At 36.8% G+C, this 9,781-nt stretch carries 8 protein-coding genes; all 8 read left to right on the top strand.

Annotation, left to right across the window (positions count from 1 at the left end):
- Window positions 1–102: 102 nt before the first annotated feature.
- The 8 genes from HMPREF2811_RS05250 (at window position 103) to queA (ending at window position 9,536) form a co-directional block, all read left to right on the top strand.
- Complete coding sequence (locus HMPREF2811_RS05250; RefSeq protein ID WP_210386547.1) at window positions 103–609, top strand: peptide-methionine (S)-S-oxide reductase; 507 nt, start codon at window positions 103–105, stop codon at window positions 607–609.
- A 315-nt stretch (window positions 610–924) separates the two neighbouring features.
- Window positions 925–1,740, top strand: coding sequence for a TIGR00282 family metallophosphoesterase (locus tag HMPREF2811_RS05245; protein ID WP_071408405.1), 816 nt, complete (start codon window positions 925–927; stop codon window positions 1,738–1,740).
- Between the two features lie 22 nt (window positions 1,741–1,762).
- Entirely contained in the window at window positions 1,763–4,327 is a 2,565-nt protein-coding gene (gene mutS, locus HMPREF2811_RS05240; RefSeq protein WP_071408404.1) for a DNA mismatch repair protein MutS, read from the top strand.
- 33 nt (window positions 4,328–4,360) lie between these two features.
- Window positions 4,361–6,400: a DNA mismatch repair endonuclease MutL gene (gene mutL / locus HMPREF2811_RS05235; protein WP_071408403.1), complete on the top strand. Its 2,040-nt coding sequence runs from the start codon at window positions 4,361–4,363 to the stop codon at window positions 6,398–6,400.
- A gap of 13 nt (window positions 6,401–6,413) precedes the next feature.
- A complete protein-coding gene (gene msrB / locus HMPREF2811_RS05230; RefSeq protein ID WP_071408402.1) occupies window positions 6,414–6,851 on the top strand; it encodes a peptide-methionine (R)-S-oxide reductase MsrB in 438 nt (145 codons plus the stop codon).
- Between the two features lie 6 nt (window positions 6,852–6,857).
- Window positions 6,858–7,469: a Holliday junction branch migration protein RuvA gene (gene ruvA / locus HMPREF2811_RS05225; protein ID WP_071408401.1), complete on the top strand. Its 612-nt coding sequence runs from the start codon at window positions 6,858–6,860 to the stop codon at window positions 7,467–7,469.
- Between the two features lie 15 nt (window positions 7,470–7,484).
- Window positions 7,485–8,498: a Holliday junction branch migration DNA helicase RuvB gene (ruvB, locus tag HMPREF2811_RS11565; RefSeq protein ID WP_071408400.1), complete on the top strand. Its 1,014-nt coding sequence runs from the start codon at window positions 7,485–7,487 to the stop codon at window positions 8,496–8,498.
- A gap of 3 nt (window positions 8,499–8,501) precedes the next feature.
- On the top strand, window positions 8,502–9,536 hold the full coding sequence (gene queA, locus HMPREF2811_RS11560; RefSeq protein WP_071408399.1) for a tRNA preQ1(34) S-adenosylmethionine ribosyltransferase-isomerase QueA: 1,035 nt from the start codon (window positions 8,502–8,504) through the stop codon (window positions 9,534–9,536).
- Window positions 9,537–9,781 lie beyond the last annotated feature (245 nt).

Genomic DNA, 9,781 nt, shown 5'->3' with positions numbered 1-9,781 from the left:
AGGAAAACCAACAATAATTTGACACTATCCTATTATACTTTGAAAGTTGAGAAAAAATTTGTTCAATGAGATACTAGAAGTAACAACACTGTATTAAGAGGAGTGACCACTATCGAGACAATATACTTAGCCGGAGGCTGTTTATGGGGTGTGCAATACTTTTTTAAAGAAATAATAGGAATTCATAAAGTGGAAGCTGGTAGAGCCAATGGGACCAAGAATTCTCTAGAGGGACCTTATGATGGTTATGCTGAATGTGTGAAGATTGATTATGACCCAGAAAAAATAACCTTAATTCAATTGTTAGATTATTTATTTGAAATCATCGATCCTTATAGTTTAAATCAGCAAGGATTTGATAAGGGAGAAAAATACCGCACTGGCATCTACAGTAAAAAAGAAGAGGCTTTAACAATAGCGCGACAATATATTGAGGCACGTGATGATGCGGATAAAATCAAAGTCGAAGTGAAGCCTTTGACAAATTATATTGCCAGCGCTTTGATTCATCAAAATCATTTAGATATTTATCCAGAAGATCGTTATTTATGTCATTTACCAACAGCAGTTTTGAATCGCTATCGAAAAACGAAACCCGTTCAAGATTAAATAATAATCCTAGCCTTAGCATGATTTCATTAAAAGTAAAAACTAAAAAATTGAGCATAAATTTGTGTGGTTAGGCAGACGAAGCGAAAACTATTCAATTTTTTACTTCTGGCCAATTCCCAACTGTGCAGGGGTGGAAAGACGAAGCGAAAACTATTCAATTTTTTACTTCTTGCCAATCCCCAAATGGACGGGGGAAAGGTAAACGAAGTGAAAATCATTTAATTTTCTATTTCCTATTCTACTCCCTTTCTTTATTTTTCTCTCAAAGATTGATAAAATAGAGAGAATGAAAAAATTAGAAAGAGGAACATAATGAAAATACTGTTCATAGGTGATGTTGTAGGTAAAAAAGGGCAAGCAGCTTTAAAGGAGTTTTTGCCGGAGTTAAAACAAACGCATCGTCCACAAGTGACAATTGTTAATGGCGAAAATATATCAGACGGAAGAGGAATTTCAGAAAAATTATACAAATGGTTATTAACGATGGGCGCTAATATCGTGACTTTAGGTAATCATGCTTGGGATAATTATGAAATTTACCAATTTATTGAAAAAGCCCAATGTTTAGTTCGACCTGTTAATTTACCAAAAGGCACTCCAGGACAAGGCATTACTTATCTTAAAGTGAATCAACAAAAATTAGCGGTCATTAATGTTTTGGGAAGTGTTTTTATGAATGCTTGTATTGAACCATTTACTTATCTACCTGAAATAATCGAGGAAGTGCGCAAAGAAACCCCCTTTATTTTTATTGATTTTCATGCAGAGGCTACCAGTGAGAAACAAGCTTTAGGCTATTTACTCGATGGAAAAGTTTCAGCTATCGTTGGTACCCATACTCATGTACAAACTAATGATGCGCGTATTTTACCTAAAGGGACAGCTTATCAAACTGATGTTGGTATGACCGGGACATTAGATAGTGTGATCGGCTTTAATCACCAACAAGTCGTTCAAAAGTTTTCGACTCATTTACCGATGCGTTTAGAACAATCAGAGACAAATGAATTGTTATTAAGTGGCTGTGTAATTGAGTTGGATAACCAAACAGGTTCGGCCTTAAGTATTGAACCGATTTATATGACAAACCAAAAACGATTTAAAACACGTAAGTATCGTCATGTATAACTAGATAGAAAGGAGAAATCGTATGGCAAAACAATCAGCCCAAACCCCAATGATGCAACAGTACAATGATTTAAAAGCTCAATATCCTGATGCGTTCTTATTTTTTAGATTAGGCGATTTCTACGAACTATTTAATGAAGATGCCATTGAAGCTTCAAATATATTAGAAATTACCTTAACTTCACGTAATAAAAATGCAGATAATCCAATTCCTATGTGTGGGGTTCCACATCATTCTGCAAAAGATTATATTCGAAAATTAGTCGAAGAAGGTCACAAAGTTGCGATTTGTGAACAACTTGAAGATCCTAAATTAACAAAAGGGATGGTCAAACGCGATGTGATTCGTGTGGTGACACCCGGAACCATTCTTGAAGATGAAGCTTTAGTTGGAAAAGAAAATAATTATTTAGCTTCATTTGTTTACGAAGCAGGCCAATATTATATCGCTTATGTAGATGTCTCAACAGGTGAAATTCGACTTACGACGACGGCTAATCAAGATTTATTTATTAACGAATTAAGAGCTATTGAAGCGAGTGAGATTGTTTTAAGTCAATCATTAGATGACTATTTTAAAACTCAATTAAAACAACAAGTTACCAGTTATTTCACCGAATTTAATCCTACTGAAGCTTTAGCCGTTAAACCTTGGACCTTAAAAGATACGACTCCAGCTGAAGAGAAAGTATTAACCTTTTTATTCCAATATTTAATGAGTGTTCAAAAACAACTGAATGACTTTGTTCAACCCGTTGAGCGATATGAAATTAGTGATTTTTTACAAATGAATCATTATACAAAATCGCAATTAGAGTTAACCAGATCATTGCGTACCCAACGTAAAAAAGGGAGTTTATTATGGTTATTAGATAAAACCAAAACAGCGATGGGCGGAAGACTTTTACAACGTTGGTTAGATAAACCTTTACTCAGTCAGTCAGACCTTGAAGTTCGTCATCAGAAAGTTGAAATATTAAAAAATGCTTATTTTGAACGCTTAGAATTAGTCGATTACTTGGCGAATGTTTATGACTTAGAACGTTTAGTGACGAAAATTAGTATGGGACACGCCAATGCCCGTGATTTGGATCAATTACGTTACTCTTTAAGTCAAATTGGCCCCATTAATCAAGTGCTATCGGTCATTCAACAATCTTTAACCGTACCAGTCTTTGATTTATTACCTTCATTTGATGAATTGTATACTTTAATTGATTCTCAATTAGTGGAAGAACCCCCGATTTCGGTTACCGAAGGTGAGCTGATTCGTGACCAAGTGAGTCAAGATTTAGATCGCTTTAGAGATGCTTTAACGAATGGTCATCAGTGGTTAGCGGAATTACAACAGCGTGAACGTGAAAAAACAGGGCTCAAAACGTTAAAAGTGGGATTTAATAAAGTCTTTGGCTATTATATTGAAATTAGCCGTCTTCAAGCAGCTCAATTAAATGATGAGCGTTATGAGCGTAAACAAACTTTAGCGAATAATGAACGGTTCATCACCGAAGAACTGAAAGAATTGGAAACGACCATTTTAACAGCTCAAGAAAAATCGGTTAACTTAGAATATCAACTGTTTACTCAATTGCGAAAAGATGTTTTACCTTATATTCCCGGCTTACAAGCATTAGCGCATCAAATCGCGGCTTTAGATGTATTGGCGAACTTTGCTGCACTTAGCGAAGAAGAAAATTATGTGCGAGCAGCCATTAGTCAAGAAGAGGGGTATTTTAAATTAACGGATAGTCGTCATCCCGTAGTAGAGCATTTAATTGGCCAATCGAAATTTATTCCGAATGATCTATTGATTACGAATGATCAAAAAATGTTATTGTTAACCGGTCCGAATATGTCTGGTAAATCAACTTATATGCGACAAGTAGCTTATTGTGTGATATTGAACCAAATTGGTTGTTTTGTTCCTGCAAAAGCAGCAACACTACCAATGGTCGATAAAATCTTTACGCGAATTGGTAGTTCTGATGATATTTCTACCGGTCAAAGTACCTTTATGGTAGAAATGATGGAAACCAATACGGCGATTCGGGGTGCAACCGCTAATAGTTTGTTATTATTTGATGAATTAGGACGTGGAACGGCTACTTATGATGGTATGGCGCTTGCTGAAGCGATTATTGATTATATTGCCAATGAAGTGCAAGCAGCAACCATTTTCTCAACGCATTATCATGAGTTAACCACATTAGTAGAAAGGTTATCTGTTTTAAAAAACATCCATGTGGGTGCGATTGAGCAAGATGGCAAAGTCGTGTTCCTTCATAAAATTTTAGATGGACCTGCCGATAAAAGTTATGGTATTCACGTTGCCCAGTTAGCGGGTTTACCTGATTCCTTAATATTACAGAGTCGGGAAGTTTTAACCCAATTAGAACAACAAGCACCGACCAGAACCAATGCTGATGCCATCCCTTTATTTGATGAACGGATTTTTGATGCAAATACACCTTCAAATAATTCAGAAAATACCGCGGTTATTGATGAATTAAAACAACTTGATCTTAATCAAATGACACCTATTGAAGCCTTAACGACTTTAATGCAATTACAAAATAAAATAAAATAGTTATAGAATTACATTTGTTAGGAGGGATAAGCGATGGGAATCATACGACAAATGCCCGAACAACTAGCTAACCAAATCGCTGCGGGTGAAGTTGTCGAAAGACCAGCATCCGTCGTAAAAGAATTAGTCGAAAATGCCATTGATGCGAAAAGTACTAAAATATTGATTGAATTAAAAGAAGCGGGTATTCAACTTATTAGAATTAGTGATGATGGAATTGGAATGGAACAATCAGACTTACTCATGTCGGTCTTACCGCATGCTACTAGTAAAATCTATGATGTCCACGATTTATTCCAAATACAGTCTTTAGGTTTTCGTGGAGAGGCGCTTGCTAGTATTGCGTCAGTCAGTAAAATGACCATTGAATCAACCGTTAATCAAATGACCGGCACTCCGGCTAATCAAGGTTATTTTATCAAAGTTCATGGGTCTGAAATCGTTGAAGAAGGGGTCACCGCACCACGTCCGGGTACCGTCATGACCGTTGAAAGTTTATTTTATAATACACCGGCCCGTTTAAAACATTTGAGTAGTTTAAAAACTGAAATTCGTCATATTTTAAATTTTGTGCAACAAATTGCTTTAGCATACCCCATGATTCGCTTTACTTTAATTAATGATGGCAGTCAGATTTTTAGCTCTTATGGAACAGGTGATTTAAGACAGGCGATTGCGAATGTCTATCAACCTTCAATCGCGCGTCAACTGATTCCCGTAGCAGCAGAAGATGAAGACTTTATTATTAGTGGTTATGTATCGCCACCTCAATTAACGCGGACCTCTAAGTATTATATTCATTGGTTAATCAATGGACGCGTTATTCAAAGTTATCCCTTAACCCAAATGTTATTAAAAGCATATGGTCGGCAATTAATGATTGGGCGTTACCCCATTGCGATTATCAATATTGAATTAGATCCCCAATTAGTCGACGTTAACGTGCATCCTACCAAGCAAACGGTTCGCTTAAGTAAAGAATCCGAACTAGGTGCTTTATTAACCCAAGCTGTCAATGGTGTGCTTGAAGAGGTTAACCCAGTACCACAATTACAAGTAGAGGATGTTCCAGGGTTTAAAACATCACGAACTAAAGAGAAAATTCAGTATGAAGATTTGCCTTTTGATTTAACCGCTCATCCAACAGTAAAAGAGGCTCAATTGGATTCAAATCTTTCGGAAGCACCATCACAATCAAATCATGATGAAAATAAAGAAAAATATGGTAAAATTGATGAGTCAACAGAACACTACGAAAATGAGCGAAATGAACATCATCATCCTATTGAAAGACGGGAAACATCTAGGTCTAATCCAGAAGATCGTCGTGACGTTTCGTCTCTGAAAGATTATGACCCATCTTCACAGGAGTTTAGCGATCATCAGCCAACGTTATCAGCTAATAATAATCCAGATTTTAAGGCTAATCAATCAGCGTTAACACCGACTTGGGATACCCAAAAGGTTCCTTTTTATGACTTAAGATATGTCGGCCAAATTCATGGAACCTATTTAATTGCTGAAAGCGAAGAAGGGTTTTATTTAATTGATCAACACGCAGCGCAAGAGAAAATACGGTATGAACGTTTGATGAAAAACGAACCGACAGAATTTGATCAACAACATTTATTATTACCTTTTGTTTTTCATTTTTCTCCAGCTGAAGCGGCAGTGGTGGAATCCTTGCTTGAGCGTTTTGAGGCATTAGGCTTAAGCTTATCTTCATTCGGACCTAATACTTATCAATTAGAAAGTTATCCAAATTGGTTAAATGAAGAACAAGTCGAAAAGACCGTTCATGATTTAGTCACTTTATTAGATGAAGAACCTAATTTAACTGTGAATCAATTATTAGAAAAATCGATTATTATGCAAAGTTGTCGCGGAGCCATTAAAGCTAATCATTACTTGAGTGAAGTTCAAGCGAAAGCTTTAATTCGTGAGATGGCAGACTTAGAAGATCCATATCATTGTCCTCATGGTAGACCGGTTTTTGTTGAATTTAATCAAACGACATTAGAAAAATTATTTAAGCGAATTATGGATGCTCATGAGAGTGGCCATCGTGCTTAAAGGAGGAAATAAAATGGCAAAAAAAGAATATGAAGAAAAATTAAGTGAATTAACCGAGTTACAATATAAAGTAACACAAGAAAATGCAACCGAAAGACCATTTACAGGTGAATATGATGATTTCTACGAAAAAGGGATTTATGTAGATATCGTTAGCGGGGAACCATTATTCTCAAGTACTGATAAGTATGATGCGGGGTGTGGTTGGCCATCATTTTCACGTCCAATTCAAGAAGCGATGTTAACAGAGCATGTTGACAATACTTTAGCACGTACCCGTACAGAAGTTAGAAGCTCGAATGCGGACTCGCATCTAGGTCATGTATTTGAAGATGGGCCACAAGAATTGGGTGGTTTACGTTACTGTATTAATTCAGCAGCATTACGTTTTGTACCATTAGCAGAAATGGAAGCACAAGGCTATGCTGACTATATTCAATATGTGGAGTAGAGTTAAATGTATGAATATTTAATTGGGAAGCTGACACACATCGCTCCCACTTATTTAGTGATTGAAGTCAATCAAATTGGATACCGTGTTTTAGCACCCAATCCTTTTAAATATGCTTCAAAACAAGATCAAGAAATTAAACTATATGTTGAACAAGTTGTTAGAGAAGATGCCCATACCTTATATGGTTTTAACGATCAAGAGGAAAAAGCTTTATTCTTAACTTTAAATAAAGTATCTGGCATCGGACCTAAAAGCGCCTTGTCGATTTTAGCAGCAGACGATCATCAAGGACTAGTGCAAGCCATCGAATCAGGAGACAGCAATTATTTAACGAAGTTCCCTGGAGTAGGTAAAAAAACAGCTCAACAAATTATTTTAGATCTTAAAGGCAAATTGGGTGATTTATTGGATCATAGTGAGCCTTCCCCAACGACAGCCGATACGATGGTGGCTGGTACCAACACGCAATTAATGACGGAAGTAACCGAGGCATTAGCTGGTTTAGGTTATTCTCAACGCGAAATTAAGCGTATTGAAAAACCATTAGCACAAGCACAATGTCAAACGACACAAGAAGCGTTAAGTTTAGCATTTAAATTATTATTAAATAAATAGAAAGGGAGCGCCTGTATGGAAGAAGAACGCTTAGTCTCTGGCGAAAAATTAGCTGAAGACAGTCAAAATTTTAGTTTACGACCTCAATATTTACATGAGTATATTGGGCAATCACAATTAAAAGAAGAATTGGCTATTTATATTCAAGCAGCCAAACAACGACAAGAAGCCTTAGACCATGTCCTCCTTTATGGGCCTCCTGGGCTAGGTAAAACGACAATGGCAATGGTCATTGCTAATGAATTAAATGTGGGAATTAAAACGACCAGTGGACCCGCTATTGAACGACCAGGTGATTTATTGGCATTACTAAATGAATTAAATCCGGGAGATGTCCTATTTATTGATGAAATCCATCGGATGCCAAGATTAATTGAAGAAGTTCTATATTCAGCAATGGAAGACTATTATGTCGATATCATCATTGGCCAAGGCACAACTGCTCATCCGGTTCATTTTGAATTACCACCTTTTACTCTCATAGGGGCAACCACTCGTGCAGGAATGTTGACACAGCCATTACGCGATCGTTTTGGAATCATTGCTCATATGCGTTATTATGAAACGGAAGAACTCAATTTGATTGTCAACCGTAATGCCGAAGTTTTTAATACCAAAATTGCGACTGACGGTGCATTGGAAATTGCTTTAAGGAGTCGAGGCACACCGCGTATCGCTAATCGTATTTTAAAACGAGTGCGAGATTTTGCTCAAGTTGAAGGGGACGGTCGCATTACCAAAGAGCTAACTCAAAGAGCGCTAAAAGTCTTAGCCATCGATGATAAAGGCTTGGATCCAATTGACCGGAAATTATTGAGAACTTTAATCGAAGAATACAATGGTGGCCCTGTCGGAATTGGGACGCTCGCCATCAATATTAGTGAAGACAGTGAAACAGTCGAAGATATGTATGAACCTTTCTTATTACAAAATGGGTTTATTAGACGCACGCCAAGAGGTCGTGTCGCCACCGAATTAGCTTATACTCATTTAGGCTATCCATATTTACTAGAAAACGAGGATTATTAATTAATGTTAACTACAAAAGATTTTGATTATGAATTACCAGAAGAATTGATCGCCCAAACACCCTTGAGTGATCGCAGTTCTTCGAGGTTATTAGTATTAGACCGTGAAAATGATGAACTAACAGACACTCATTTTACTGAGATTATTGATTATTTAAATCCCGGTGATGCTTTAGTCGTTAATGAAACACGCGTTATTCCCGCGCGAATTTTTGGTGTAAAACCAGATACTGGTGGACATTTAGAAGTATTATTACTGAATAATACAGAAGGTAATCATTGGGAATGTTTAATTAAGCCAGCTAGAAGAGCCAAAGTGGGAACTGAAATTCATTTTGGTGACAATGCACAATTAAAAGCGACAGTTACCAAAGAGTTAACCCATGGTGGTCGCATGATAGAATTTCATTATGAAGGAGTTTTTCTAGAATTATTAGAAACCCTAGGTCAAATGCCATTACCACCGTATATAAAAGAACGCTTAGATGACCCTGATCGTTATCAAACCGTCTATGCCAAAGAAAATGGTTCAGCAGCTGCACCAACAGCGGGACTTCATTTTACTCCAGAATTACTTGAGAAAGTAAAAGCCAAGGGAATTGAAATTATTCCATTGGTGCTTCATGTTGGATTAGGAACGTTTCGCCCGGTTTCGACCGATAAAATTGAAGAACATGAAATGCATGCCGAATACTATATGTTAAGCGAAGATTCAGCGGCCAAAATTCGTCAAATAAAAGCGAATGGTGGCAAAATTACCGCAGTCGGAACGACGAGTGTGCGAACTTTAGAAACAATTGCCTCTGAACATAATGGCGAAATCGTCGCAAGCTCTGGCTGGACTTCTATTTTTATCTCACCAGGTTATCAATTTAAAGTAGTGGACCATTTAATCACGAATTTCCACTTACCACAATCAACGTTAGTGATGTTAGTGAGTGCTTTTTATGATCGTGAAAAAATCTTAAAAGCATACGAACATGCAGTAGCTGAGAAATATCGATTCTTTAGTTTTGGGGATGCAATGTTTATTAAATAAAAGCGTCAAAATTTGGCCCGAGGAAGTTGTGACCAAGTAGGGCTATTTAAATCAATTCATACGCATAATTTTAACGAAATAGATGTCAAGTAAGCTATGTTAAACGTCATAATTGAATAAAAAATAAGCTTTTTAACTGGATTCCAACGCATAAAATTGAATTCAGCTAGAAAGCTTTTTCGTTGGGAGTAGGCCAGAAGTAGAAAATCAAATATTTTCGCTTCGTCGGACTACCCCCGCACAGT

It is taken from the genome of Globicatella sp. HMSC072A10 (assembly GCF_001811625.1).
Lineage (GTDB): Bacteria > Bacillota > Bacilli > Lactobacillales > Aerococcaceae > Globicatella > Globicatella sanguinis.
This window is presented reverse-complemented; position numbering and strand designations above follow the sequence as displayed.

What these genes read in the sequence shown, in the direction of transcription:
- HMPREF2811_RS05245 (WP_071408405.1), top strand. Translation starts at nt 925, where the DNA reads ATGAAAATACTGTTCATAGGTGATGTTGTAGGTAAAAAAGGGCAAGCA.
- ruvA (WP_071408401.1), top strand. Translation starts at nt 6,858, where the DNA reads ATGTATGAATATTTAATTGGGAAGCTGACACACATCGCTCCCACTTAT.
- queA (WP_071408399.1), top strand. Translation starts at nt 8,502, where the DNA reads ATGTTAACTACAAAAGATTTTGATTATGAATTACCAGAAGAATTGATC.
- ruvB (WP_071408400.1), top strand. Translation starts at nt 7,485, where the DNA reads ATGGAAGAAGAACGCTTAGTCTCTGGCGAAAAATTAGCTGAAGACAGT.
- mutS (WP_071408404.1), top strand. Translation starts at nt 1,763, where the DNA reads ATGGCAAAACAATCAGCCCAAACCCCAATGATGCAACAGTACAATGAT.
- msrB (WP_071408402.1), top strand. Translation starts at nt 6,414, where the DNA reads ATGGCAAAAAAAGAATATGAAGAAAAATTAAGTGAATTAACCGAGTTA.
- mutL (WP_071408403.1), top strand. Translation starts at nt 4,361, where the DNA reads ATGGGAATCATACGACAAATGCCCGAACAACTAGCTAACCAAATCGCT.